General features: G+C 49.9%; 20 protein-coding genes. 11 read left to right on the top strand and 9 right to left on the bottom strand.

What is annotated here, in order from left to right; all coding sequences use genetic code 11:
• Positions 1 to 218: 218 nt before the first annotated feature.
• On the top strand, positions 219 to 1022 hold the full coding sequence (locus tag P2W70_RS00465; RefSeq protein ID WP_276479445.1) for a hypothetical protein: 804 nt from the start codon (positions 219 to 221) through the stop codon (positions 1020 to 1022).
• A 2-nt stretch (positions 1023 to 1024) separates the two neighbouring features.
• Here the strand turns inward: P2W70_RS00465 and P2W70_RS00460 are convergent, their stop codons facing one another.
• On the bottom strand, positions 1025 to 1771 hold the full coding sequence (locus tag P2W70_RS00460) for a LytR/AlgR family response regulator transcription factor (protein ID WP_276479444.1): 747 nt from the start codon (positions 1769 to 1771) through the stop codon (positions 1025 to 1027).
• Positions 1764 to 2927 carry a sensor histidine kinase gene (locus P2W70_RS00455; protein ID WP_276479443.1) on the bottom strand — a complete coding sequence of 388 codons (1164 nt, stop codon included), beginning with the start codon at positions 2925 to 2927 and terminating at the stop codon, positions 1764 to 1766. Before P2W70_RS00455 ends, P2W70_RS00460 begins: the two co-directional genes overlap by 8 nt.
• A gap of 150 nt (positions 2928 to 3077) precedes the next feature.
• On the opposite strand from P2W70_RS00455, the gene P2W70_RS00450 reads away from it, so the two are divergent.
• Complete coding sequence (locus tag P2W70_RS00450; RefSeq protein WP_276479442.1) at positions 3078 to 4106, top strand: LLM class flavin-dependent oxidoreductase; 1029 nt, start codon at positions 3078 to 3080, stop codon at positions 4104 to 4106.
• Between the two features lie 55 nt (positions 4107 to 4161).
• Here the strand turns inward: P2W70_RS00450 and P2W70_RS00445 are convergent, their stop codons facing one another.
• Positions 4162 to 4347: a hypothetical protein gene (locus tag P2W70_RS00445; RefSeq protein WP_276479441.1), complete on the bottom strand. Its 186-nt coding sequence runs from the start codon at positions 4345 to 4347 to the stop codon at positions 4162 to 4164.
• Positions 4348 to 4446: 99 nt separating this feature from the next.
• Here P2W70_RS00445 and P2W70_RS00440 point away from each other — a divergent pair, with 99 nt between their 5' ends.
• Complete coding sequence (locus tag P2W70_RS00440; protein WP_276479440.1) at positions 4447 to 4698, top strand: DUF3820 family protein; 252 nt, start codon at positions 4447 to 4449, stop codon at positions 4696 to 4698.
• A 156-nt stretch (positions 4699 to 4854) separates the two neighbouring features.
• On the opposite strand, the gene P2W70_RS00435 is transcribed toward P2W70_RS00440, so the two are convergent.
• Positions 4855 to 5070: a hypothetical protein gene (locus tag P2W70_RS00435; protein WP_276479439.1), complete on the bottom strand. Its 216-nt coding sequence runs from the start codon at positions 5068 to 5070 to the stop codon at positions 4855 to 4857.
• 155 nt (positions 5071 to 5225) lie between these two features.
• Here P2W70_RS00435 and P2W70_RS00430 point away from each other — a divergent pair, with 155 nt between their 5' ends.
• Positions 5226 to 8135, top strand: coding sequence for a DEAD/DEAH box helicase (locus P2W70_RS00430; protein WP_276479438.1), 2910 nt, complete (start codon positions 5226 to 5228; stop codon positions 8133 to 8135).
• A gap of 321 nt (positions 8136 to 8456) precedes the next feature.
• Here the strand turns inward: P2W70_RS00430 and P2W70_RS00425 are convergent, their stop codons facing one another.
• Complete coding sequence (locus P2W70_RS00425; RefSeq protein WP_276479437.1) at positions 8457 to 9290, bottom strand: endonuclease/exonuclease/phosphatase family protein; 834 nt, start codon at positions 9288 to 9290, stop codon at positions 8457 to 8459.
• Positions 9291 to 9640: 350 nt separating this feature from the next.
• Here P2W70_RS00425 and P2W70_RS00420 point away from each other — a divergent pair, with 350 nt between their 5' ends.
• Both P2W70_RS00420 and P2W70_RS00415 read left to right on the top strand, forming a co-directional pair.
• A complete protein-coding gene (locus tag P2W70_RS00420) occupies positions 9641 to 10237 on the top strand; it encodes a TetR/AcrR family transcriptional regulator (RefSeq protein WP_276479436.1) in 597 nt (198 codons plus the stop codon).
• 60 nt (positions 10238 to 10297) lie between these two features.
• Positions 10298 to 10783 (top strand): acyl-CoA thioesterase, encoded by a 486-nt coding sequence (locus P2W70_RS00415; protein ID WP_338119772.1) that lies wholly within the window; start codon positions 10298 to 10300, stop codon positions 10781 to 10783.
• Positions 10784 to 10799: 16 nt separating this feature from the next.
• On the opposite strand, the gene P2W70_RS00410 is transcribed toward P2W70_RS00415, so the two are convergent.
• Together P2W70_RS00410 and P2W70_RS00405 are read right to left on the bottom strand one after the other, a co-directional pair.
• Positions 10800 to 12314 (bottom strand): PAS domain-containing sensor histidine kinase, encoded by a 1515-nt coding sequence (locus P2W70_RS00410; protein ID WP_276479435.1) that lies wholly within the window; start codon positions 12312 to 12314, stop codon positions 10800 to 10802.
• Positions 12315 to 12496: 182 nt separating this feature from the next.
• Positions 12497 to 13405, bottom strand: coding sequence for a DMT family transporter (locus P2W70_RS00405; RefSeq protein WP_276479434.1), 909 nt, complete (start codon positions 13403 to 13405; stop codon positions 12497 to 12499).
• Between the two features lie 396 nt (positions 13406 to 13801).
• Between P2W70_RS00405 and P2W70_RS00400 the strand changes: the two genes are divergently transcribed.
• The 5 genes from P2W70_RS00400 (at position 13802) to P2W70_RS00380 (ending at position 21699) form a co-directional block, all read left to right on the top strand.
• Positions 13802 to 16180, top strand: a complete 2379-nt coding sequence (locus P2W70_RS00400; protein ID WP_276479433.1) for a TonB-dependent receptor — start codon at positions 13802 to 13804, stop codon at positions 16178 to 16180.
• Positions 16181 to 16186: 6 nt separating this feature from the next.
• A complete protein-coding gene (locus P2W70_RS00395) occupies positions 16187 to 17059 on the top strand; it encodes a DUF4249 family protein (RefSeq protein WP_276479432.1) in 873 nt (290 codons plus the stop codon).
• Between the two features lie 104 nt (positions 17060 to 17163).
• Positions 17164 to 17886: a head GIN domain-containing protein gene (locus tag P2W70_RS00390; protein ID WP_276479431.1), complete on the top strand. Its 723-nt coding sequence runs from the start codon at positions 17164 to 17166 to the stop codon at positions 17884 to 17886.
• Between the two features lie 69 nt (positions 17887 to 17955).
• Complete coding sequence (locus P2W70_RS00385) at positions 17956 to 18396, top strand: BP74-related protein (RefSeq protein ID WP_276479430.1); 441 nt, start codon at positions 17956 to 17958, stop codon at positions 18394 to 18396.
• A gap of 156 nt (positions 18397 to 18552) precedes the next feature.
• Positions 18553 to 21699 (top strand): AsmA family protein, encoded by a 3147-nt coding sequence (locus tag P2W70_RS00380; protein ID WP_276479429.1) that lies wholly within the window; start codon positions 18553 to 18555, stop codon positions 21697 to 21699.
• 11 nt (positions 21700 to 21710) lie between these two features.
• Here the strand turns inward: P2W70_RS00380 and P2W70_RS00375 are convergent, their stop codons facing one another.
• Positions 21711 to 23000: a sensor histidine kinase gene (locus P2W70_RS00375; protein ID WP_276479428.1), complete on the bottom strand. Its 1290-nt coding sequence runs from the start codon at positions 22998 to 23000 to the stop codon at positions 21711 to 21713.
• Positions 22984 to 24357 (bottom strand): sigma-54-dependent transcriptional regulator, encoded by a 1374-nt coding sequence (locus tag P2W70_RS00370; protein WP_276479427.1) that lies wholly within the window; start codon positions 24355 to 24357, stop codon positions 22984 to 22986. Before P2W70_RS00370 ends, P2W70_RS00375 begins: the two co-directional genes overlap by 17 nt.
• Between the last annotated feature and the right edge of the window lie 5 nt (positions 24358 to 24362).

Here is a 24362-nt window from a genome sequence, read left to right as displayed (position 1 = left end):
GGCGGGTTCAAAATTGCTATCGACCTTAATACACTGGCCGGATCATAACGATCCGGCCTTTTTTTGTCTGGTAACATGGTGGAGGGAGTGGTCGTAACACGACCACGTTTTCCGCAAACGACATGTTAAAGTGTAGCAGGAATGGGGCTTCTCACATATTCATGCGATTGCCTTCGGTTTGCCCGCAGTCTATTTTCGTGTTATAAAAATACACGCATATGATCAGGTCGATGATGGTCGCAGCATTTGGGTCGATGGTTTTGATGACTGCTTGCGCACCAGTTAAAATAGGTGTGAGCGATTCGCTCAGGCAAGCCCATGATGAATACAAGGTAGCGGGCAGGCAAGGAGTGCTCATCAGGCAAAAGCTAAGCTTTGGCGAGTTCAACACTACTGTTGTGAGCCGGTCCTGGACCAAAGGCGGCGGCTCTAAGTTTGGCATCGGCCAGATGGGTGCTACTGCCGAGGATTTCCAGAACCTGATTTCCCTGGAGTACATCAAGCGGAAACAAACAGTTCAGTTTGACCTGGGCGATGGCCGTCAATCAGCCTCTACATATTGCGTAACGCAATTCAATGCAAAAGATCTTGAACTGGGGCGCCATACCAACAGCGTGTTGAATATCGGTATGGACCTGCTCAAGCTGGGTGGCTGGTCAAAGCATACTTATTATGTACAGATCTATACACCTACTGCCGCCAGGCCCTGGGAAATGCTGATCGATAACCAGGCCGTAGATGCACGTAGCAAAACCTACACCGGGTTGTTATCGCTCAGCAAGGACCAATATTACTCCATCGTACCCGTGACGACTGTGGAAAAGAAGAATGGTAATACGGGCAGTGCCTGGGCCGTACTTGGTTTTGAGTTTCGAGACTCTGCAGGCAAGGCGGTAGCCGCGGTATCGCTTGTGGACAATGGGATGGTGATCATGGGAAAAGTAGGCGCTGAAGAGCGTTTGTTGCTGGCGAATGCCTGTGCGGCCTTGTTGCTACAGCAGGATATCAGCGAAAAGGTGTAGTGTTAAGATAATATTTTCAGGACGCCATTGCGATACAGTTTACCAATTGGGATCTCTGCGGCGTCTATTTCTATCAGCTCATTCGTATAAGAGCGGATCTTATCGATGGCCACGATGAATGAGCGGTGTGTGCGTACAAATTGTTTCTCCGACAACATCGACTCCACCGAGGTAATGGATTGCTTGGTAATGATCGTGCCCAGCGTTGTATTGATCTTCACATAATCTTTCATGCTTTCGATGTACAGGATATCGTGTAACATCACTTTCTGCATTTTTCGATCGGCCCGGAAATAAACAAAAGAGTCACTCCGTTTTTCATCGGCTTGCGAGAGTGTCTCCGCGGGCGCTGCTGTAACCGCAGCAAAGGACGGTTGGGAGGCGGCCGGTGCACAGGCTTTGTTGACTGCTTTCAGAAACCGGTCAAAACGGACGGGTTTGAGCAGGTAGTCGATGATATCCAGTTCGTATCCTTCCAGGGCGTATTCAGCGTAGGCTGTGGTGAAAATCACTTTGGGAGGGTTCTTGAGTGTTTTCAGAAAAGTGGTGCCGTCCAACTGTGGCATACGGATGTCGAGAAAGAGGAGGTCTATGGGCTGTTGTTGTAAAACGGTCAGGGCCTGTACGGCGTTGGCACACTCTCCTACCAAATGAAGTGTGGGCACTTCCTGCACATAACGCCTGATCACTTCCCGGGCGGGCGGCTCATCGTCTACGATCAGGCAGCGTATGGGTTTCAGTTCAAGCATAATTGTCCTGCAATTTAATATCTATTGCGCGACGCAGACCCCTCACCTGTTCCAACTGCACAGAAAGGACTACCACAAATACTTCTTCTTCATCCGCAATCTTCAAGGTATGCTTACCGGGATAGAGCAGCTCTAACCGTTTACGTACATTATGAATGCCGATGCCAAATCCTGCGGTGTGCGTAGGTGAGGCGGGCTTTCCGTTCATGAGCCGCATTTCCATCGTTTCGTCCTTGAGTTGTATCTGCAGGTTGAGCCACGGCTGCTCCAGCATATTGCTGGCGCCGTGCTTGAAGCAGTTTTCTACCAGGGGTAACAGCAGCAGTGGTGCGATATGCAGGTTGCCCGTGTCGGCCGGCGTATCGATGTGGATATCGAACCGGTCATCATAGCGTATCTTTTCGAGCGAAATATAATCCCTGATCATGGCCAGTTCTTTCGACAGCGGTACCAGTGGCTGGTTGCATTCATGCAGGATAAAGCGGAGCATGTCTGACAGGCCCATTACCAATTGTGAGGCTATCGGTGCTACGTTCTGCGTGTGCGAGTAGATGTTGTTGAGGGTATTGAAGAGGAAATGGGGATGGATCTGTGCTTTGAGCAATTGCAGTTGCGCTTCCGCATTTTCTTTTTGCAGTTGCAGGTTGCGCTGTTCTTTGACATACCAGTGCTTCATCAGTTTGATGGAGGCGGCCATACCGCCAATGGTAATACCGCCGCGAAGACCTGCCAGTAGCCCCTGAAAGAAAGTAACAGCACGTGGGCGTGTAATGGGTTGCAGGTAAGCGGGCAATACGAAGTTCCTGACCGGGTCGACGATGACCAGGGACAACACCGAAGAAAGTGCTCCCGTTGCAATGAATAGAATAAACACCCAAATGCCTGTTGCGAGGTACCTGTTCTTCAGCAGCAACCTGGGCAGCACAAAGTACATCAGTGAATAAGCGAGAAACATATGGGCTATCAGGTAAATGGCCGACTCTACCAGCGAATACGGCAATCGCTCCCATACGGCAAAGGCCGGACCCAGACTGGCTGGCAGGGGTGTAAATGAATAAAGCACTGCCTGAAAGATCCACCAGAACGCCCAGAAGTACAGGTGCCGCTGTATGCGGTACTGTGGCTGATCGGAGAATATAAAGGGATATTTATTCATGGCTTACTATAAAGATAACACCTCTTGTTGCGCGGGTTATGCCCACTCCTCCCATTGTAGCCAGAAAGGTTTTTTTCGTCGACAAAAGGAGTTTGGGCCGCTCTCCATATTACGGAAACCTTTTGGCGCCCTACTTGTTATTTACCTACTATGTCATTGCAACTAAGTGTATTAGATCAAACTCCCATACGTCGGGGCAGCAATGCTTCGGAATCTTTGCAGGAATCCATCCAGCTAGCCCGCCTGGCCGACAGACTTGGATTTACCCGCTACTGGCTGTCGGAGCACCACAACTCCACCACGCTCGCCATGGCGGCGCCCGAGATCATGATTGCCCGGCTGGCCAGCGAAACCAATTATATACGGTTTGGGTCTGGCGGCATTATGCTGCCCAATCACAGTGCCTTTAAGGTAGCCGAGAACTTTCGCTTGCTCGAAGCACTGTATCCCAACAGGATAGATCTGGGCATCGGACGGGCGCCGGGTGGTGACCGCATATCGGCCCGCCTGCTCAACCCCTCCAATAACTTCGATCCACAGGAGTATATTCAGCAGATCAAAGACCTCAATGTATTTCTACACGATATTCCTGATGAGACGAATATTGACGGAAAGATCAAGGCGATCCCCGTAATCCCTACCGCTCCCGAAATGTGGATGCTGACTTCCAGCGGGGAAAGCGGATTCCTGGCTGCGCATGCCGGTATGGCCCTATCGTATGCCCAGTTCATCAACCCGAGAGGAGGTGTAGAAGCAGTTGCCAACTACCGTCGCCGTTTTCAGCCTTCCAAAGGACTTGCGGCGCCCAAAGCCAATGTGGGCATTTTTGCCTTCACGTCAGACAGTGAGCGGAGGGTAGCAGAAGTGCAGGCGGTCATGGACTACCGGCTCCTGAGTTTCGAAAAAGGCCAGTACAATGAAATGCCTACTTATGAGGTTGCGAAAGCGTACAATTATACGCCTGGCGAATGGCAGCGGGTGCTGTACAACCGTGACCGGATGGTGATTGCCACGCCCGATGTAGCGAAAGAAAGGATTGGCGCGCTGGCGGCTGAATTTGATGTGGAAGAAGTGGTACTCGCCACCTTTGCAGAGTCGGCGGAGGATCGGTTCAGGAGTTACGAGCTCTTCTCCGAAGTGTTTGAACTGGCGGAGCGGCATACCCGGCAATTTGCCTAATAGTCAATACAAGCCATAAAAAAAACCGGGAAGCAATTCCCGGTTTTTCTTTTTATTATCCTGCCTTTCTTGGCGTAGTGTTGACTGTAGCGCCTTTTTTGCCGGAAGTTGCTGTTTTGCCAGGTATCATTGATGATCCTTTAGATTGACTACCGGATGATGTACTTTTGACCACCATTCCCGAAAGCGGCTGTGCCTTTTTCGTGGTGGCTTTGCCTTTTTTGGATTTAGACTTGCTCATACTATAACTTGTTGTTATTGTAAACTAATAAATTATACATAAACAACGAGTATTTGGCGCCAATATTTTTGATGCCGGCAGTATCATTAACAATTTTTAATGCCCTTTTTGATGTCCGACGAATCGCTACAACCCAATCCGGAACTCCTGCTCGACCTGGTCAATATGAAAATGCCTTTTGGCAAATACAAGGACACCCGTCTTTGTGACCTGCCGGTTTCGTACCTGGAATGGTTTCAGCGTAAAGGATTTCCGAAGGGCAAGTTGGGCATGTTGCTGCAAACGATGTACGAGATCCAACTCAACGGTCTCGGCTTTCTCCTTGATCCCCTGAAGAAAAGGGCTTATTGAGGAGTAACCCAGAATGTGGGGTGCCGCAGGTTCGTGAGGAAGCAATTGTTTGCTAATCTTTTAAAGCACTGGTGGCCCCGTCGTAGCGAGGCAATAAACATCCTGCTCCCATCAGCATCGATGCTGTGGGCTGAGGTCGCACCTGTAACATCCTGGTCAGGAAGCGACATCCCTGTTGTACGAAACGCTTTCCACGAATTGTCTGACTTCTTCGTGCGTTCTGTTCATCTTTCTGGCCAGCCGTTCCAGCAATTCGGCTTCATGGCCTGGGGAATATGCCAGGTCCTCATCGGTAAGGCCGATATTTCTTTCTTTGATGCGTTCCTTTACCTCCTCCCAGGGGGCATGTAATATCAGTTTGTTAGTGTCCATAATGGATGCTATGCAATCGACAGGCCAACCAGGGCCTTGTTGCTCAGGGTATGGCACCGTGTTGCGGCCGGTAAAAGGGGGGAGGAAACCTTCTGGCGGCATGTGCATAAACGAGCCTTGTCTCAACGCGCATTTTTTATCAAATTGCGGCGGATATGGAGAATCAAAAACCGGCGCAGAAGACGATCATTATTACTGAACAGTACAAGAAGCCCCTGGAGATATCCGGATTGCTGCTCAACCTCGACCCGCGCAAAATGGCGGGTTTTTATGTTGAAGCAGTTGTTTTGAAAGATCCTAAACAACCCCAAAGCATTTCCAAACAGCCACTGCTCGAAAAAGTGTCTGTAAAAGGACTGAAGCCGACTCCTTACCTGCTGCAGGGTATCCTGAAGCAGCTAACCGGTATTTCAGCAAAAAATGAGTACGATCGTCTTCAACTACGCTATAAAGAAGAAAATATTACGACACCCGACACCGATACCTGGGTACGGCATAAAATGTTCCTGTATTTCTATAATGCCATGCAGGCGGTGAAGCCATTTGCCTCGGTGATCAAATGGTATTTTGAAACCACCGACGAGCAGCTGAGCACGACCCGGGTGGTAAAACCTGCCAGCATGAGCAATTATAGTCCGGTAGTGAGCATTCAGCTACTGCGTACACCCGGCGACGTGCTGCGGATGTTGCTGCATGTGAACATCAACCAGCACCTTTTTCCGCTGACCGATTTCAAACGGCACGGATTTCTGCTCCGGAATAAGAATGAGTTCTTCCTGCTGAAACCGGAAGACGCCGTTCTTTGTGAGCGCTTTCCTGAAGGATATTATGATGTTCCGACGGCACGGGAAAACGAGTTCCTGCAACAGGATGTACCGAAGCTGGAACAGTATTATGGGGTAGATCGTACTTTGTTGCAACAGTTGGAAACCGTGAGCGTAACACCGCAATGCCGCATTCACCTGAGCGAGCTCAACGGCAGTTTCCTGATGATCCGCACGCGGTGGCAATACGGTGATTTTGAGCTGGACAATGCCACGACTGCCGACGAAGAGATCAATACGCCCAACGGCCGCTATAAGATCGTCAAGGATTTTACCACAGAAAAGGAAACGCTGGACTTTATCCAAACGCAGCACAAGAAGTTTAGCCAGCAAAACAATGGCTACTTCTACCTGCCCTTTGCAGATGCAGAGAAAAGCCAGTGGTTCGTCAAGTTCTACCGCAAACTGAACGACCGCAATATTCCGGTATACGGCATGGAGTCCATGCAGCATTTCCGGTATAACTCCAACCCGCCCAAAATCGAGTTCATTCAAAAAGGAAAAAGCATCGACTGGTTCGATCTGACGGTGCACATTTCTTACGGCGATCAAACGATCACGCTGCTGGAACTGCAAAAGGCCATTCAGAATAAACAGCATTTCCTGTTGTTGAAAGACGGTACGCTGGGTGAGATCCCGGAAGAATGGCAACAACAGTTTGGGTTGTTGCTGCAAATGGGGGAGATCGACAAGGATAAGCTGCGGTTGTCGAAACTGCACTGGACCCTCACGGAAGACCTGGCAAAAAATGGCCAGCTGACCGTTACTGGTAATGTGGAAACCAGTCGCCAGAAATGGGAGCGAATGCAGCAAGCGCCAGAAGCTTTTGCGGTACCTGCTGCTATCCGGGCTACCCTGCGTGATTATCAGCAGGCTGGGTTTTCCTGGTTGTGTATGCTCGATGAAATGCAATGGGGCGGTTGCCTGGCGGATGATATGGGTCTGGGTAAAACCCTGCAAACCATCTCCTTTCTCCAATACGTGCACGACAAATATCCGGGCGAAACGCACCTGGTCATTACGCCGACCTCACTCATGTACAACTGGGAAAATGAACTGAAGAAATTTGCCCCCGACCTGCGGTACCTCATTTATCACGGCAGCGTACGAAAAACGGCCGACTGGAAAAACTATGACCTTATCATCAGCAGCTATGGTAGTGTACGCAATGACATCGATACCATGAAGGGGTTCACCTTTGGCTATATCGTACTCGATGAAAGCCAGGTGATCAAGAATCCATCTTCGCAGGTGACGATCGCGATGAACCAGCTGCAAAGCCGCAACCGGGTCATTTTGAGTGGTACACCCATCCAGAACAATACGTTTGACCTGTATGCCCAGATGCAATTCGCTAATCCAGGATTGCTGGGTAGCCATAACTTTTTCAAGACGACTTTCGCCCTGCCGATCGATAAATACGGCGAAGCTGAAAAAACAAAGCAGCTCCGCAAGCTCATTTACCCCTTCTTGCTGAGGCGTACCAAAGAGCAGGTAGCCAAAGACTTGCCGCCTAAAACGGAGATCACATTGTTTTGCGAAATGGGCGAAGAGCAACGGAAGGTGTATGATGAACTGAAAAACTACTACCGGGAAAATCTGCTGGAAAAGATACAGCAGCAAGGTATGGGTAACAGTACGATCCTGGTACTGGAGGGCCTTACCCGACTTCGGCAGGTATGTAATTCTCCCAAGTTGCTCAACGGCGGGGAGAACAACCATACCGACGAATCGGTGAAGCTGGAAGAGCTGTTGCGGGAGATCGAGAACAATACGGGTCAGCACAAAGCGCTCGTGTTCTCTCAATTCACCGGCATGCTGCAGCTGATCGCCAACGCCATGAAGGAGCGCAATATTCCGTTCCTCTACCTCGATGGCAGTACGAAGGCAGAGGACCGTCAGCACCTGGTGCAGCGATTCCAGACAGAAGAAAATCTGCCTGTGTTCCTGATCAGTCTGAAGGCAGGTGGGGTTGGTCTTACGCTTACAGCAGCCGACTATGTGTACCTCGTGGATCCCTGGTGGAATCCGGCTGCCGAACAACAAGCCATCGACCGGGCTCACCGGATCGGGCAGCAAAGCAAGGTGTTTGCCTACAAAATGATCTGTAAAGACACGGTGGAGGAAAAGATCCTGGCCCTGCAGCAACGCAAAAAAGCTTTGGCGGAAGAACTGATCACCGAGGATACCGGTTTTGTGAAGAATATGACGGCGGATGATGTGGACTTCCTGTTTAGCTAGAAACTGGTGGCCGACGGAATCCAGGGTAGTTGATGTGGAAATGCTGGTTGGAAATGGAGTAGCCTTACGTCAGCAGACCTGGCTTAGAGGATGACAAATAAGACTTGTTTTCCCAGACAGAGACAAGCCTAGCTGGACCCTAGCTAGACCCTAGCTGAAAACCACCCATTCCCTATTTGGGAAGACCTGAAATGGTGCCTCGACCTGTCGCCACTGACACCCTGCTACATTCAGTTGTTTTATACAGCCTATCATAGTAAGAGCGGACCCGATCAGGTCCGCTCTTACTATGATAGCAGGTTTTTCGAATTATGTTATTCTTTACTTCAGCGTCACATCTGCCATTACGGGGAAGTGGTCGGAAGGGAACTTACCATAGTAACTATCGGTCAAAATGCCCCAGCGTTTTACCGAAAACTGTTTTGTAGCAAAGATGTGATCAATGATCGACGGACTGCTGGGTGTTTTAAAGCTGTTGAAGGAGCCATTGTTGGCATAGGGTTTTTTCACGGAGCGATAAGTATCGATGAGTACATTGGAGTTAGCGATCAGTTGGTACCATTCATCGTTGTGGTTGCCGTTGAAATCGCCGGTAAGCAGCACCGGATTGCTGCCGGCAATGGTCCTGATCTTTTCCAGGATCAACTTGCTACTTTCTTGTCTGGCCTTTACTCCCTGGTGGTCATAGTGTACGTTGAATACGTAGAATTTCTTCTTGCTCTTCACGTCCTGGAGCTGTACCCAGGAGCAGATGCGGTTGAGGCGGGCATCCCATCCAGGGCCTGGCTTCTCCGGCGTTTCAGACAGCCAGAAGTCTCCTTTGTTCAGCAATTTGTATTTGGCGGTCTTGAAGAAAATTGCGGAGTGCTCTCCTTTCGCCTGGCCGTCGTCGCGGCCCAAACCGTACCAGGTAAAGCCGGGCAGGTTGGCGGCCAGGGTGTCGATCTGGTGGCGCAGGCCTTCCTGAGTACCGAAAATGTCGAAGTCATGAAACTCGATAAGGGCACTTACGATGGGATAGCGGCTTGTCCAGAGATTGCCCGAATCTCCTTTGCTATCATAGCGAAGGTTATAGCTGGCGATACGAATGTCCTGCGCGACGGCCTGACCGGCAATCAGCAGTAAGGCGAAAATGGTGGCTTTGATTTGTTTCATAGTCTTTATTATAGTGTGTATCCAATGCGCAACTTAGCAACAACTGCGGTGGAAATAACAATTTTCTTCACCTGCTGGCACGGGGGCGGCAAGTTAAGGAAGAAGGATAGTCTGCGTGATTAACTGATTGTTAATCCTTTAGGGAATAGCAGGGGTTAATAGGTTGGTGAATTGGTCAATGCCGCTTGGCATGTGTGGCCGGGGTGGAAGCTGACGGGCCATTGTCAGGCTGTTGGTTAAACGACATTTCCGGAGAATAAGGTCGGCAGGAGTGAAAGCCGCTCTGTTGAATGCACAAAACCCCATTTTAATTTGCTTAAAAGGACCGATCGGTCTATTTTTGGCCTCTAATGGCGACCAAGGCAGAACGAACCAGGGAATTCATCATCGAGAAAGCGGCCCCGCTTTTCAATAAGAAGGGCTACGCCAATACCTCCATGCAGGATATTATGGAAGCGACTGGTCTTGCCAAAGGCGGGCTCTACGGTAATTTCAAAAACAAGGATGAGATTGCGACTGCCGCCTTCGAATACTCCTACCAACGGCTCAAAGAAGACCTGGGTGCCCGGGTAGGCCCGAAGAAAACTGCCCTGGAAAAGCTCCAGGCGATATTACAGTACTACCGCAATTATACCGTCAATCCGCCTATTGAAGGTGGCTGCCCCCTGATCAATACCGGGGTAGATGCGGACGACAATTACCCTTTCCTGAAAAAGAAGACCAAGGAAGCTTTGCTTGAAATGCTCCATACCCTGCAACGCATCTTTAAAAAAGGGGTAGATAATGGGGAGTTTGCCCCGGACCTCGATCAGCGCCGGGAAGCCGAGATCTTCTACGCCCAGATCGAAGGGGCCATCATGATGGCGAAAGTTTCAGACGATGTTTCGCTGCTTAATCGCATGCTCGACAACCTGAAAGACCGCCTGAAGGACATTTACGCCAGGTGATTTTTTTTGCTCAATTAAAGACCGATTGGTCTATTTTATAAACACTCAAAAGTATCAGCCATGGAACTGAAAAGTAGTTATAAGGTTCGTTTCAATGATTGTGACCCGCTGGGTCACCTCAACAACAGCAGTTATATCGATTATATGCTGAATGCCCGCGAGGATCACCTGTCGCAATATTACCAGCTTAGCCTGCCTGCTTTTCACCGTCAGGGCTTAGCGTGGGTTGTGCGCAGTCATGAGATCCAGTACATCCGCCCCGCTTTTTACAACGAGACCGTATCCATCGTGTCGCGCTTGCTGGAATTGACGGAAGGGCATTTGCTGGTAGAAATGCTGATGTATGATGAGCAATTGCAGTCGCCCAAGGCGGTGTTATGGACCAATTTTACCTGCGTGGACCCTCAAACAGGCAAAAGGAAGGCGCATACCCCTGCATTCATGGAATTGGCTGGCACTATGGACGTGCATCCGGAAGATCACCAGGCCGGGTTGGCCGAGCGTGTCAAACAACTGCAAGCGCAGGCCCGGGCGCATGCCGCCTAAAGCCAACGCTGCGTTATCAAATCTTAAAAGAGACCGCTAACCGGCAACCGTTGCCAGGTGAAGATTGCAAGTTTATCTGTCCGTTAAAGATCTCTACCCGGTGGTAAATATTGGTAAGGCCAATGCCTTTGCGTGGCTGCCGGAGGTCAAATCCCCGACCATCATCGGTGACGTTGAGGGTCAACTCCTGCTCAGACTGGACGAGGGCGATGCAGACCTGTGTTGCCTGGGCGTGCACCTGAATATTGGTCATATGCTCCTGAAGGATGCGGAAGATCGTCATCTTGAGTTTGTCGCTGATCAGTTGCTCGTTAGCCAGGTCAAAATTGGCCACTATCGCAAAGGGCTTGCCCAACCGGATGCTATCGAGCAGGTTTTCGATCGATAACTGCAGGCCGATCTCCTGGCGGAAAACCTGGATCAGCGATCTGGATAATTCCCGCAACTCGTTGATAGCCTGACTGATGATGGTCTCGGCGCGGCCGATCATATCGAGTTGTTCCGCAGGCTTTTCCCGTCCATATTCCAGATAGGCTTTAGCAGTGCTGAGCACCTGTTTCACATTGTCGTGCAGTTCCCGGCCAATATAGGCCCTTTCCTGTTCCTGGGCATCCATGGCGGCTTGCATGATCTCCGTTTGCCGCAGCAGTTTTTCTTCCATCAGCTCCCGGCGTAATTCCTCCGACTCCAGCAGCAGGCGATCCGATTTCTGGCGTTCTCCGATGTCCCGGAAGTTGGCGACGAGTGCCTGGATGCCTGGCGTTTCTAGCAAGTTGGTGGCAATGCCCTCTACCCACACTTCGTGTCCGTTTTTGTGCAGCAGCTTCAGGTAGATGGTGAAGGGTTTTCCGGGGTTCAGCGACAAGGCGCCCAACAATTTTTGCGAATCGGCAATGCTATCCGGGTGGATGAACGTGAAAACGCTCTTATACAGATACTCCTCGTCACTATAGCCCAGGTATCTTTTGACAGAGGGCGAGCCATAAATGAATTCGCCTACTCCGTTCGCCATCATGATGAAATCGGCGCAGTTTTCGATCAGCGACCGAAAGCGTAGTTCGCTTTCCTGCAGCATGCGGCTATTGTGCAGCGATTCGGTCACGTTTCGCGCAAAACAGGAAATACCTTTTACGATACCCTCTTCCCGCATGGGATTGATGGCCACTTCAAAATAGGCTGGCTTTCCTTCGATTTCGAATTGAGACACGAAGCGTTGGCCATTTCCCTGAAAAGCCTGCAGGTAGAAGGCATTCCATTCATTCTTTTTAGCGGGATTGAGAATCTCGAGGATGTCGAGCATCCGGTCGCCGGGGCGGGCTTCGACACCTATCACGTCTTTGATGAGCTTGACGAGGGTGCTGTTGAGTACGATGTACCGCATTTCGGTATCGACACTCCATACATAGCCGTCGAGGTTTTCGACCAGTGCATCGAGGTTGGCAGCTTTCTTGTGTATCTGTTGGACGCGTTGCCGTACGCCCGGGTGGTGTTGGTGTTCCGTCGGGATGACGGTGGAGCCAGGAGCAATCATAAAAACACAGGTATTAATGTGTGTGCAATGGTTAATTAAAACTACCTGAATCAGAAAGTCTTAACCTATAAATACCTTATGTGTACCGGTGGTTGGGTAAATGGAGCAGTTGCTAAAATTAAAAAACTATACAGAAAAATGCTAATATTCTTTTAAGGGAAACCCTGTAGCGTTGATTTGACCTAGGCTGCTTTTTTGCGCTGAACGAGATAAAGGCCTCCTATAACCAACAGCATGCCCATAACTGCATATAAGCCAATGGGTTCTTTCATCAGTAAACTGGCAATGATATAACCTGACACCGGGCATAGAAAGAGCCAGAAGGCAGCTTTCACCGGATTGTCGCGCAGGAGAAACAGCCAAAGCTGCACGGCCATGATCGATACGGGTATGGCCAGCCACAACACCGAACCGAAGAAATGACCATCCCAAACATTCTTTGATGGCTGAAAAGTGAAGATGGCCACTGGTAGCAGAAAAACACCGCCGAGCAAGGTTTGCCAGCCATTGATGGTGAGTATGTGCAGATCGCTCCAGGACTGGCGGGAAAAATACAGGGTGCCGATAGAGTACACCAACATGCTACTCATCAGCAAGCCAATACCCAACGGCGTAGCCATGCTGTTTTGTAACAGTGGCCAGGCGGCCAGCGTAACACCCGCACTGCACAGCAGTAAACTGATGATGATAGCGGGGCGAAGTTTTTGACCGAAGAAAAGAGAGGAGATGACGCTGATGAACACCGGATTGGTGGCGATGGCCAGCGAGCCCAACCCCGGAGAAACCTGCTGCATGGCTACGATGTATACCCCGAGGTAAATAGACACATTCAGTAGGCCATAGATCGATAACTGTTTCCATTCTTTGCCCGTTGGCAGTCGCTTACCCATGGCGACATGGGCAATCAACAACATGACTGTACCTGCCAGAAAAAAACGGGCAATACAGATGGTAAATGGCTGGGCAGATTGCAGGCCAATTTTGGTGGCTACGGCTGCCGAAGACCACAGGATCGCAAAGAAAAGTCCGGCTATAAATAATATCAGGCCTTTCGATCTGGTCGATGTGATGGTCGCTGCTTTTTCTGCCACTCCTGTTGTTTTGATCCCTGACTGGTGCAGGAAGTTTAATGATCCTGTTTTACGAATAAGGCGCAAAAATAACGCGGGAATCATTAATAATAAGTATACAATAAGAAGGGTCAGCGTTGGCTGCATTATCCTGGCTGGACAGTGGCCGCTTCGGTAGATCATGATAAGCCTTAAGGTCATATGCGGTCATGATTAAACCGAATTGGGTGAATCATGTCGCTTTATGTGGTTTCTATGTGGTCGGCTGGTGTATTACCACGCAGAAGTATAATTTTGCGGACCATTACTCCGTTCATACGCTGCTTACGATTGCGCTATGTTAATATTTTCTAAATGGTATGCCCTTCGTAGGGGTAAGTAGATCTTACGTTGTCATACTCCAAACAAACTTCTTGTATGTTACGTTCCTCCTTTCGAATTTTATCCATGATCCTAACCCTGTTGACCTGTCACGCATTGGTGCATGCGCAGGTCGCAAAAGCACTGACCATCAGCGGTTATGTACGCGATGCCGCTAATGGAGAGGTGCTGATCAATGCCACTGTTACCGTAAACCCGGCGGGCGCCACTGTGCAGACAAATGCCTATGGGTATTTTTCAGTAAGCCTGCCAGCCGGAAAATATACCGTCAACGTCAGTTATGCCGGCTATGGCATCAATAAAACAGAAGTCGATCTTACAGCCAATAAAACACTCGAAGTATCGTTGTCGACCGCTGCCGTAGAAATGGACCAGGTTGTGGTGACCGGTGAAAAAAGATTGCGCAGAACCAATACCGTGGCCCTGGGTATTCAACAACTCAGCATGGGGCAGATCAAAAAGATCCCTGCCTTCATGGGTGAGCCGGATGTCGTAAAAGCATTGCTGACACTTCCTGGTATCACCTCGGTAGGGGAAGGTGCTTCGGGATTCAACGTTCGGGGTGGTAATGTAGATGAAAACCTCATCGTGATGGACGAAGCTCCTGTCTACAACAGCTCGCACCTGCTGGGTTTTTTCTCGGTATTCAATCCGGACGCTGTCAAGAATGTTACCTTATACAAAAGTGCTTTCCCGGCTGAGTATGGTGGCCGCACCTCTTCGGTACTGGACATCCGCATGAAGGAGGGCAATAACCAAAAGCTCGCCGTAAATGGCGGTATCAGCACTATTTTCAGTCGCCTGTCGATCGAGGGGCCGCTGCAAAAAGACAAATCCTCCTTTATCATCGCCGGCCGTCGCTCCTACATCGACGTATTGTCTAGGCCGTTCCTGAAAAAAGACGACCGCGACAACAAACTATACTTCTACGATCTTACCGCCAAAGCCAATCTCGCGATCAATGATAAAAATACCATCTACCTCAGTGGTTATTTTGGCCGTGACGTTTTCGGATTCGGTAGTGAAGCGGGTTTCGAATGGGGCAACACTACGGGAACCTTCCGGTGGAACCACCTTTTCAGCCCCAAGCTGTTCCTGAATACGAGCGTGTATTACTCCAAATACGATTACAAGCTCTTCTTCAGTTCTGCCACCAATGCCGATGTAAGCGAGCAATATGACTGGAACTCCAATATTCAGACCTACGGTGTCAAGCCGGCCCTGACCTGGTTTGTAAATAACAAGCATACCGTGAAGACTGGTTTGAATGTAACGTACTACGACTTCTATCCCGGTAAAGGGGTTGCTACCAGCGAAGGGGAGAAGAACGACATTACACTGAAGAAAAGGTTCGGTTCGGAAATGGCTGCTTATCTCGAAGATACCTGGAAGGTTAATCGGAAGTGGCAGATCCAGGGTGGCGTTCGCCTGAACCAATACGCCTACCTGGGCAATACGACGGTGTATTATTTCCGCGACACCACCGCCAACGTGCGCAAACCACTCGATCGTGAAGAAGAGGTGACCAGCAAAAAGAAAGTGGTGGACTGGACTTTCTTCGAACCACGCCTGTCTTTGCGGTATGAGCTGAAGAAGAATACCTTTATCAAAGCTGGCTACGCCCGCAGCACCCAATACCTGCACCTGCTGTCGAACACCGCTTCGCCCACGCCGGTCGATCTATATTTCCCTAGCACCAATAACATCAAACCTTCTCTGACCGATCAGGTATCTGCCGGTGTGGTCACCATTCCCGAAGGATTACCGTTGGAGTTCTCCGCTGAAGTGTTTTACAAGAAAATGGATGATGTACTCGATTATATCGACAATGCGAACCTCGAACTGAACCAATTGGTAGAAGCCGACCTGGTCACCGGAAAGGGACGCGCCTGGGGTCTCGAACTGGAAGTGCGTAAGGAAACCGGTAAATGGCAGGGCTGGGTGAACTATACCCTTAGCCGCTCCGAGCGTCAAACGCCCGGCATCAGCAAAAGTGAATGGTACCTGAGCCGTTATGATAGAACCCATGTAATTAATGCGGCGCTAACCTATTCGCACAACAAGAAATGGGACTTCTCGGCCAACTTCAACCTGGGTTCCGGTACACCGGCTACCTTCCCCGATGTGCGCCTCGATATCCAGGGTATTCCCGTTCCGTACAACAGCACTGAAAAGAGAAACAATTACCGCTTGCCGGCCTACCATCGCCTAGATCTCTCGGCTACCATGAAAGGCCGTCAGGACAAAAAGTTCAAACAGGAGTGGGTGTTTGGTATCTATAATGTGTATGCCCGTCAAAACGCTTACACCATCTTCTTCCGCCAAAATGAAGATCAGCCACAACAGAAAGAAGCGGTGCGCTTGTCGATCCTTGGCTCTATCATCCCTTCTATTACCTGGAACTTTAAATTTTAATGAACCATGAAGAACTTCAAACTATATATCGTTGCGCTGATCGCTTTATACACCTTCTCGTCTTGTGAAAAAGTGGTGGATGTGAACCTGCCTGATGGGCAAGCGTTGCCTTACCTCGATGCCTGGATCACCAACCAGCCCGGTAAGCAGACGATCAAGTTTCTGCGCGCCGTGAATTACCTGGACAGCAAAGCTCCAGAAGTGGTAAGTGGTGCACAGATCGTGCTCACCGATATGACGGACAACAAAACGTACGACTTTACCTTCCAGAATGGCGCCTATGTATACGATGCAGGTGCGGCGTCCATCGGTATAATTGGACATACTTACAAACTGTCTATCAACTGGGATGGCCAGCAATTCGAAGCGACGGATGTGCTGAACCGGGTAACCAAGATCGACTCGATTGCCGTTGAATTCAGGGGGAAAGACGATATCGAAGGCGACGAGAAAGAAGGATACTATGCCGAAATGCATGCCCGTGACCTGGCAGGTGGCACAGACTACACCTGGATCCGCACGTACCGCAACGGCAGCCTCAATTACCATGTGACGGAAATGGTGGCCATCGATGCTTCTTTCTATGAGAATGTTTCAGACGGCTATACATTTATCGAACCTTTCCGCGAAGGCATCACCAATGGCGAGCACCCCTACCTGAAAGGAGATGTGGTAACGGTAAAGTTGCGGTCATTGAGCAAACCTTCTTACGATTTCCTCGATCAGCTGATCGATCAATTGTACAGCGGTGGCCTGTTTGCCAAAGTATTGCAAAACGTACCCTCCAACATATTCAATAAACAATCCAACAGCACTAAAAAAATATACGGCTGGTTTGGCACCGTGGCAGAGTCTGAACTGTCCAGGGCCATCAACTAACAGACCTGGCAGGTCAGCGGGGCATGAACAGTAAACACCCTCGCCGCGCATTCTTCGCTGACCTGCCTGTATGATCATGTCAAATAAAACAAACAATAAAAGCCATGAAAAAGAGCATGCTCATGCTGGGCGTTCTGTCAATGTTCGTGTTGACAATGTCCTGCAAAAAGAAAATTACCGGCGAGGGGCCAACCGTAACACAGACAAGAACCTTCAGTGGTTTCAACAAAGTAGCCCTAAACGTACCAGCGAACCTGCTGGTTACTCAGGAACCAGGCTACAAACTCCAGATCGACGCGCAACAAAACATCCTCGACATCCTCCATACGTCGATCAAAGGTGATGAGCTAACCATTTATTTCGATTGGGACAAGCGCATCGGCTCACACGATAAAATCGTTATGCGGGTCAGTGCACCGTTGTACCATGGATTAAGCATCAGCGGCACCGGTGATATCAGCGCCAACAGCCAGATACAAACAACCGGTTTAAAACTCAGCCTCAGCGGTTCAGGATCGATCATGCTCGCAGATGCGGTGGTCGATGGTACCCTGGAATCTGTCATATCCGGATCGGGCAATATTCAAGTCAATACCGGTACAGCGAACAAAGGCAATTTCACGATCAGCGGAAGCGGTAATATTAATATGCTTGGTTTTACAGTTAAAAATGCAGATGCGCGCATCAGCGGATCGGGAAATGTTAAAGTTGGCGTAACAGATGCGCTGGAAGCTCATATATCGGGCAGCGGTTCTGTGTATTACAATGGTAATCCGGCCGTTAATGCACAGGTTTCCGGCTCTGGCAAAGTAAGGAAGGCATCCTAGCCACTCACCACCCAATGCAACGGCAGAGAATGGTTTCTTGTCAAGAGGGGTAGACAAAAACCATGAGGCATGAGATCCATGAAGTATTGGGTGGTGATCGCTTTATTAGCGACGGTATCCTGTAAAAAAGACCAAGCAACCACATTACGTTATTTTGAAGTGGGGCTTCACCAGATGCCCCAGGACTGGCGCGACAGTTCTTTTGTCGTAGCCACTTCCAATCCCTCTTTATTGTACCAGGTAGACGAGCAACTGAAGCTTCCTGTCGATAAAAGAAGCAATGTGAGCGGGAAATTGCTGGAGGGCAACGCCGGCTACAACAAGAATGGCGAACACTGGTTTACCTGGCATTTTGATGAAAATGACTGGCAACTGGTCAGCCTGAGCGTGGAAATTTACGACGGAAGTCCACACTCCGACCTCGACAAGAACCAGGGCTATTGGTTCAGCAACCTGAAGCGATTTGCTCCCTGGGGTTCTTACATCAAACGTGAAATCGCCCCGCGCTGATCAATACGTGTAGTACATCCCTGGTCAGATAGTTATCTGTGTAGGCCGTTTGGGATGTGCTACACATAATAAAAAACCCTATATCGTAAGGCATAACCAGCACGAGTATCGTACTTTTGAAGCGCACAAGCTCCTGTGCCACCTAAATGCCTTGTTATGTCATCATCCTTTAAGAGGATAACCGTTAAATTTCTCAAGCTCGCCGGTATTTCTTTTGGTATTGCCGTTTTTCTGATGTTTGTACTACCCTATGTTTTCCCGGGTCTCGTCTCTAACAAGATCAAGCAATGGGCCAGGAGCAGCATCAACTCCGAATTGGATTTTTCCCGGGCGCGACTCTCTTTCTTTCGCCACTTTCCCGCACTCACCCTCACTTTGTATGACCTGTCGGTAAAAGGTTCCGTCCCTTTTCAGCAGGAAACCCTGGTGCAGTCAGAAGAAATCTCCCTGGGGGTAAATGTGCTGAGTCTCTTCAGCAACCAAACGAGCGTAGACAAGATCTTTCTGACCAATGCCAACATCAACATCCTGGTAGACAGTGCCGGGCAGGCCAACTACAATATTTACAAATCCAACAGCACCGATACCTCAGCTGCTTCCGACTCTTCTTCCGTAGCACTTCGCATAGAACAGATCCTGATCGAAAAAAGCCATCTGGTGTACAACGACCAGTCGTTGCCCATGGTGATCAATATGAATGGACTCAATTACAAGGGTACGGGCGACCTTAGTAAGGCGATCTTCGACCTGCACACCCATATGCAGGTGGATTCCTTCGATTTTTACTACGCCGGGCAACCGTACGTGCAATCAAAAAAGATCGATGCGAAGCTGATCACCAAGATAAATACCAACTCGCTGGCCCTGCTGTTTGAGCAAAATGAGCTGATGATCAACAAGCTGCCCATTCGCTTCAAAGGTGCCTTTGAAATATTGAGCAGTGGCTACAAGATGGACTTCTCCCTGCAGTCGGCAGAAACCGATCTCCATGATATCTTTACCGGTTTGCCGCCGGAAGTAACCCAGTGGCTGGATAAGACTGATGTGCGCGGCCATGGAGACATCGACGCCACGCTGAAAGGTAAATACAATGCCGACAGTAGCCACATGCCCGATCTGACTTTCAATATGAAGGTGCGCAACGGCTTCGTACAACATCAGGGGGCACCCGACGCCATCTCCAACCTGTTCCTCAATTTCCAATCAAAGTTGCCCCAGCTCAACACCGATAGCCTGCAGGTAACTGTTGATTCGATCTTCTTCAACATCAACAAAGATTATTTCAGTTCGGTGATCCGCCTGAAAGGATTGACGGAACCGGTCGTCTATGCTAAGATCAACAGCGAGATCGACCTGGAGCAGTGGGATAAAGCGATTGGTTTTGCGCCGCTGGATCTGAAAGGAAAATACAAGCTGCACTTGCTGGCCGATGGTAAAATTGCCCGGTCGGTAGTGCCCAAAGGACTGCGCGGCACCGATACGGTATTGAGCAGTATACCGGTTTTCACGCTGCGGTCATCCCTCTCCAACGGATACATCAAATCGGCCGAGCTTCCGCAGGCGGTGGAAAATATCAGCTTTGACCTGAATGCGGCTTGTCCCGATCACGATTATAAACATACCAGCCTGGCTATCGAGAACCTCAACGCCCAGGTGCTCAGCAACTACATCAAAGGCTTTTTCAGGATGGGCAACAGCAAAGACTTCCCCATCAATGCGCAGCTAAAGACCATTTTCAACCTGGCGGATATTAAGTCGTTTTATCCGCTCGACAGTATGAGCCTTGCCGGAAACCTCGATATCGATATACAGACCAACGGCAAGTACATTCCTGCTAAGAAAATATTCCCCGTAACGGAGGCTAAGTTCAACCTGCAGAACGGCGCGATCAGCACCAAATATTATCCGGCTCCACTGGAGAAGATCCAGGTCAGTGCGCTGGTGTCCAGCAAAAAAGGGTCGATGAAAGACCTGGCCGTACAGATCACACCGGTATCGTTCACGTTCGAAGGGCAGCCTTTCTTTGTAAAGGCCGACCTGCAAAACTTCTCCGACCTCAGGTACAATATCGCCTCGAAAGGAACGCTGGATATTGGTAAGATCTACCAGGTGTTTGCGCTGAAGGGATACAACGTCACCGGACTGGTGTACACCAACCTCGCGCTGCGTGGCCTTCAAAGTGATGCTAGCGCGGGCCGCTATGATCGGCTGTTCAACAGTGGTACCATGAAGGTGAATAACCTGGAAGTACGCGCCGACATGTTTCCCAATCCCTTTTACATACATACCGGCAATTTCCGGTTCGAGCAGGATAAAATGTGGTTCGATGCCTTTAAAGTCAACTATGGCAAAAGCGAGCTGACGATGAACGGCTATCTCAACAATGTCATCAATTACATGCTGGTGCCCGGATCGCCGCTCAGGGGGAACTTTGACCTGCAAACCAATTATTTCCTGGTCGATGAATTCATGGCATTTGCCGATACGAAGAATCCGCCGGTAGCAGCACCCGCGGGATCGCCAGCTGCCGCCGATGGCGTGGTACTCGTGCCCACCGATCTGGCAGTCACATTCAAGGCCAACGCCAAAAAAGTTCACTACAACGGTACCGACCTCAACAACTTCAAAGGGCAGGTAACCATCGATAGTGGCGCTGTCAGGTTACAGGAAACAGGCTTCGAACTGGTAGGGGCACCGGTGGTGATGAATGGCAGTTATAAAAGCCTGACACCCCGCAAAGCCGTTTTTGATTACCAACTGGATGCTAAAGAATTCGATGTAAAGAGAGCGTATGAAGAGATCAAGCTGTTTCACGACCTCGTGCCCGCTGCTGAAAAAGCGGAAGGTATTATCTCGCTCAATTACCAATTGGCTGGCCGGCTCGACGAGCACATGAGTCCGGTATATCCATCGCTGAAAGGCGGCGGAGTGCTGTCGGTGAAGAAAGTGAAAATGAAGGGCTGGAAGCTGATGAACGTGGTAGGTAAAGAAACTGAGAAAGAAATAGCCGATCCGGACCTTTCAAAAGTAGATATCAAATCAACGATCGAAAACAACCTCATCACCATCGATCGTACGCGGGTACGCGTTTCCCCCTTCCGCCTCCGCTTTGAAGGGCAAACCAGTTTTGATGGCAAGCTCAATCTCAAAATGAGGATAGGATTACCGCCCTTTGGCATATTCGGTATTCCGGTTAGTATTACCGGCACACAGGACAATCCGATGATCAAGTTGAAGCGCAACAAGGATGGTAAGCTGGAAGAAACAGAAGACCTGGGAGAAACAGAAACGGAAGGCCAATAACATCCATCATCCTACTGCTCAAACAGGATCGTAAATTCCGTGTTGCCTGGTGCGGTGGTTTGCAACGAAAACTCAAACCCATGGTTCAGTAAGATCTCCCGGGTAAGGGTAAGGCCAATACCCTGCCCATCTTTGCGCGTGCTGAAGAATGGGGAGAATATTTGATCGGCTACCTCCGGTGCAATGCCCTTGCCCGAATCGCGGATCACCAGCTGCCTGGGCCAGGCCTGGGTGATAAACTGAATAGATCCTTTGCCCGGGATTGCTTCGATAGCGTTTTTCACAATATTGATCAATGCCTGCTCCAGTTGCAGGTTGTCGGCCTGGATCATGATAGGGCCATTGGCCAGCTCATAGCGGAAGCTAATCTCTTTCTCTCCGGCACTCAGCGCCATCAGTTGTCCCGTTTGCTCCACCAGCTTGTTAAGGTCGATGGTTTTTACCTGGGGAGCCGGAAGCCGCACGATATCGGCAAAATTGCGCATGAACTGGTTGAGGTGCAGGTTGCGGTCGATGGCCACCTGCAACGCATTGTTGATAACCGGGCTGTTCTGCTGACTTTGCAAGGTGGATTGCAGAATGGAGTTGACAGGACCTATCGTATTGTTGACTTCGTGCGCCATCATCCGGATCACTTTTCCGTAGGCTTTCTTTTCTGCTGCGAGGATCTCTATGGTCAACTCTTCCAGCATGATGAAGTAACGCGCAAAACCCCGGTCGATGAAGTGCGATTTCTGCAACTTGTAGGTTTCAATCCCATTCACATGCACGGTTTTGCTTTCTCCCGAATGCAGCCGGCTGATCTCTTGTAGCAAGGGGTGGAAAATGCTGTGTACAGGTTTGCCGAGCAAAACCTTTTCCTCCAGTCCCAGCAGCTTCAAGGCCAGTGGGTTTACCTGGTGAATGCTTTCATCGAAGTCAAGGATAATAATACCTGTAGGTGAGGTATTGATGAGCTTTTCCAGGAAAAAATGTTGCTGCTCCTGTTTGGTCCTTTCTTCCCGCAGCTCGTCGATCATGGCATTGTATACCTTTATCAATTGGTCCATTTCATACTTGCCGGTGGTGACGAACTTGACATTGAAGTCGCGATCGCGGATGGCATCGATACCCTGCATCAACGTTTTCAGCGGACTGATTAATTGCCGGTATAGCTGCCAGAATATGACCAGTGAAACGATCACCACCACTTCGGAGGCTATAAAGAGAATCCTGTTCTCCTGGAAGATGATAAAGGTCAAAACCAGCGCGACCAGGTGTATGAGGCCGACAAAAAGAATGTATTTAGTCCGTAGCTTCATCAAAAGGAATATTGTATTTCTCCAAACGCCTGTACAGGGCACTGCGCGTAATGCCCAGTGCTTTGGCCACCCGGGTGATGCGTCCTTTGTGAAAATCCATCGCTTTGCGGATCATTTTAACTTCCAGCTCTTCAAGGGTTATGCTGCCCACTTCGGGCAGGTCGATATTACCTTTCTGGCGTGGCGAGGTTTCGAGTTGTGACTGGAGGTCGGCTACATCGAGCAGGTCTTTTTTGCTCACCAATACCGAGCGTTCTACCAGGTTCTTCAACTGCCGGATATTACCGGGCAGGGGTAATTGTTGCAGCCACTTCATGGCTTCGCGGCTGATGCTGAGTGCAGGCCGGTTGTAGATCTCCCGCAGGTTGTTGACAAAGAAATCTACCAGCAGGGGGATATCTGACGGGCGTTCGCGCAGTGGTGGCAGGCGGATGGTGATGAGGTTGATGCGGTACAGGAGGTCTTCGCGGAAACCACCCTTGGCCACCATCTCCTCCAACGGGCGGTTGGTGGCACAGACCACCCGTACATCCACAGTTTTGGTGCGGCTGCTGCCCAGTATTTCATACGTACGGTCCTGCAATACCCGAAGCAGTTTTACCTGGCTACCGGGATCCAGATCTCCGATCTCATCCAGAAAGATGGTGCCTTTATTGGCCATCTCAAAACGGCCGGTACGGTCAAAGCGGGCGTCTGTAAAAGCGCCGCGTACGTGGCCAAACATCTCACTGTCGAATAAAGAGGTGGATATACCGCCCAGGTTTACTTTTACGAAGGGCTTATTGCTGCGGAGGCTATTCTGGTGTACGCTTTCGGCGATCAGCTCCTTGCCGGTACCACTCTCGCCCATGATCAATACGCTGGCATCGGTCGAGGCTACCCGCCCGATGGTTTCGAGAATATCGAGCATGGCAGCATCTTCGCCGATAATATGTTGAAAATTGTACAGGTTGTCCAGCTTTTTACGGCTCAGCTTCTCCGTTTTCTTCTCCTGCAGGTTGAGCAGGGTACGTACGGATTGCAATAAATGATCGTTGGTCCAGGGCTTGTTGATAAAGTCATTCGCGCCCAGCTTCATCCCTTTTACGGCCAGTTCGATAGTGGCCCAGCCGGTAATGAGGATCACGGGCACTGTCGGGTGCAGCTGTCTGATCTGTTGCAATAAGGCCATGCCTTCATTGCCCGAGGTGTCGATAGAAAAATTGAGGTCGAGTATGATCAGTTCCGGTCGTACTTTTTCCACTACAGTCATCGCCTGCCCCGGGCCATCGGCAGTATCCGTGACAAAACCCTGCTGCTCCAGCAACAGCTGGAGCGAGGTACGTACTGCGATATCGTCGTCAATAATGAAGATCATAATCC

The organism is Paraflavitalea pollutisoli (assembly GCF_029360705.1).
Taxonomy (GTDB): domain Bacteria; phylum Bacteroidota; class Bacteroidia; order Chitinophagales; family Chitinophagaceae; genus Paraflavitalea; species Paraflavitalea pollutisoli.
Note: the sequence above shows the minus strand (reverse complement) of the source record. Positions and strands in the feature narration are given on the sequence as shown.

What these genes read in the sequence shown, in the direction of transcription:
- P2W70_RS00460 (WP_276479444.1), bottom strand. Translation starts at nt 1,771, where the DNA reads ATGCTTGAACTGAAACCCATACGCTGCCTGATCGTAGACGATGAGCCG.
- P2W70_RS00385 (WP_276479430.1), top strand. Translation starts at nt 17,956, where the DNA reads ATGAGATCCATGAAGTATTGGGTGGTGATCGCTTTATTAGCGACGGTA.
- P2W70_RS00380 (WP_276479429.1), top strand. Translation starts at nt 18,553, where the DNA reads ATGTCATCATCCTTTAAGAGGATAACCGTTAAATTTCTCAAGCTCGCC.
- P2W70_RS00410 (WP_276479435.1), bottom strand. Translation starts at nt 12,314, where the DNA reads ATGATTGCTCCTGGCTCCACCGTCATCCCGACGGAACACCAACACCAC.
- P2W70_RS00435 (WP_276479439.1), bottom strand. Translation starts at nt 5,070, where the DNA reads ATGGACACTAACAAACTGATATTACATGCCCCCTGGGAGGAGGTAAAG.
- P2W70_RS00465 (WP_276479445.1), top strand. Translation starts at nt 219, where the DNA reads ATGATCAGGTCGATGATGGTCGCAGCATTTGGGTCGATGGTTTTGATG.
- P2W70_RS00425 (WP_276479437.1), bottom strand. Translation starts at nt 9,290, where the DNA reads ATGAAACAAATCAAAGCCACCATTTTCGCCTTACTGCTGATTGCCGGT.
- P2W70_RS00430 (WP_276479438.1), top strand. Translation starts at nt 5,226, where the DNA reads ATGGAGAATCAAAAACCGGCGCAGAAGACGATCATTATTACTGAACAG.
- P2W70_RS00375 (WP_276479428.1), bottom strand. Translation starts at nt 23,000, where the DNA reads ATGAAGCTACGGACTAAATACATTCTTTTTGTCGGCCTCATACACCTG.
- P2W70_RS00390 (WP_276479431.1), top strand. Translation starts at nt 17,164, where the DNA reads ATGAAAAAGAGCATGCTCATGCTGGGCGTTCTGTCAATGTTCGTGTTG.
- P2W70_RS00420 (WP_276479436.1), top strand. Translation starts at nt 9,641, where the DNA reads ATGGCGACCAAGGCAGAACGAACCAGGGAATTCATCATCGAGAAAGCG.
- P2W70_RS00440 (WP_276479440.1), top strand. Translation starts at nt 4,447, where the DNA reads ATGCCCTTTTTGATGTCCGACGAATCGCTACAACCCAATCCGGAACTC.
- P2W70_RS00450 (WP_276479442.1), top strand. Translation starts at nt 3,078, where the DNA reads ATGTCATTGCAACTAAGTGTATTAGATCAAACTCCCATACGTCGGGGC.
- P2W70_RS00445 (WP_276479441.1), bottom strand. Translation starts at nt 4,347, where the DNA reads ATGAGCAAGTCTAAATCCAAAAAAGGCAAAGCCACCACGAAAAAGGCA.
- P2W70_RS00395 (WP_276479432.1), top strand. Translation starts at nt 16,187, where the DNA reads ATGAAGAACTTCAAACTATATATCGTTGCGCTGATCGCTTTATACACC.
- P2W70_RS00370 (WP_276479427.1), bottom strand. Translation starts at nt 24,357, where the DNA reads ATGATCTTCATTATTGACGACGATATCGCAGTACGTACCTCGCTCCAG.
- P2W70_RS00415 (WP_338119772.1), top strand. Translation starts at nt 10,298, where the DNA reads ATGGAACTGAAAAGTAGTTATAAGGTTCGTTTCAATGATTGTGACCCG.
- P2W70_RS00400 (WP_276479433.1), top strand. Translation starts at nt 13,802, where the DNA reads ATGTTACGTTCCTCCTTTCGAATTTTATCCATGATCCTAACCCTGTTG.
- P2W70_RS00455 (WP_276479443.1), bottom strand. Translation starts at nt 2,927, where the DNA reads ATGAATAAATATCCCTTTATATTCTCCGATCAGCCACAGTACCGCATA.